This window comes from Mesorhizobium sp. M7A.F.Ca.MR.362.00.0.0, from assembly GCF_004023175.1.
Taxonomy (GTDB): domain Bacteria; phylum Pseudomonadota; class Alphaproteobacteria; order Rhizobiales; family Rhizobiaceae; genus Mesorhizobium.
In genome coordinates this window covers 1-1418 of sequence record NZ_RZTF01000544.1, presented here as the reverse complement: position 1 = coordinate 1418, position 1418 = coordinate 1, and the positions used below count along the sequence as shown (strand labels likewise).

The window sequence follows — 1418 nt, the reverse complement described above, 5'->3', positions numbered from 1 at the left end:
TTCTCGCCTTCCGCTTTCCGGCGGCGCACCGGCTCACGCCGCTTGCCGCCTTCGGCATCCTCATCTTCGACAGCCTGCAGCTTGCCGGCCTGCTCTATATGACCGGTGGCCTCACCAACCCGTTCTCGCTGCTCATGACCGTGCCTGTCGTCATTTCGGCGACATCGCTGCCCCTGCGCCTGACCGCCATCCTCGGCGGGCTGGTCATGTCGGCGGCGACCTTTCTGGTCTTTGTCCATCTGCCGCTGCCCTGGCATGAGGACGCGCCGCTGGCGATGCCTTTTCTCTACGTCGCCGGCATGTGGATGGCGGTGCTGTCCTCGATCGCCTTCACCGCCATATATGCCTTCCGGGTGGCCGCCGAAGCCCGGCTTCTGGCCAATGCGCTCGCTGCAACAGAGCTGGTGCTGCAGCGCGAGCAGCACCTTTCGGCCCTCGACGGGCTGGCCGCCGCGGCCGCGCATGAGCTCGGCACGCCGCTCGCCACCATCGCGCTTGTCGCCAAGGAGATGGAAAAGGCGCTCGGCAAGGATGCGAAATATGGGGAAGACGTAACGCTGTTGCGTTCGCAGAGCGAGCGTTGCCGCGAGATTCTCAAGCGGCTGACCAGCCTGTCCTCCGAGGGCGAAGCGCATCTTTCGCGATTGCCATTGACCTCGCTGGTCGAGGAGGTCACCGCGCCGCACCGGGACTTCGGCATCTCGATCAAGCTTCGGCCCGGCGAACGCATCGGCCCCGAGCCGGTCGGGCGACGCAATCCGGGCGTTATCTACGGCCTCGGCAATTTGGTCGAGAACGCCGTCGATTTCGCCCGCAAAAGCGTCACCGTGCACTGGAGCTGGGACGAGGCCACCGTCACCTTCTCGATCATCGATGACGGCCCCGGCTTTCCGGCCGAGATCATCGACCGCATCGGCGAGCCCTATATGTCGACGCGCCAGGGCAATGAAACAGGCGGCGGTCTGGGCCTCGGCCTGTTCATCGCCAAGACCCTGCTCGAACGCTCCGGTGCCGTGCTCGATTTCCGCAATTCGAGCGGCCTGGGCGAGGGCGCCATGGTACAGATATCGTGGCCGCGTGGTGTGTTCCTCAATCCGGAAATCACTTCGGCCAGCATGTTCGACACCGCCTGAGAGCCTTGAAGGACCTCTAAAAATTGGACAATCGGGCTCAGGAACTATATTTGCGTAAAATTAAGGCAGCAGGAATTTTGAGACTATGACAGGCGACGAGAATATTGGCGCAATGGTTGAAGGCGAGGACACCTCGCTGCTTGTCGTCGATGACGACAAGCCGTTCCTCACGCGTCTGGCCCGCGCCATGGAAGCCAGGGGCTTCGTGGTCGAGACGGCCGAGAGCGTCGAGGAGGCGGTTGCCAAGGCGCGCGCCAATCCACCCGCCTACGCCGTGGTCGACAT

At 63.5% G+C, this 1418-nt stretch carries 1 protein-coding gene and 1 pseudogene; both read left to right on the top strand.

Features of this window, described 5'->3' with window-relative positions; genetic code table 11:
* Positions 1–1133, top strand: a 1133-nt coding sequence (locus EOC06_RS34810; RefSeq protein ID WP_245470333.1) for an ActS/PrrB/RegB family redox-sensitive histidine kinase, incomplete at its 5' end; no start/stop codon positions are given.
* An 85-nt stretch (positions 1134–1218) separates the two neighbouring features.
* Positions 1219–1418 (top strand): annotated as a pseudogene (locus EOC06_RS34805) (response regulator); the annotation flags it as partial.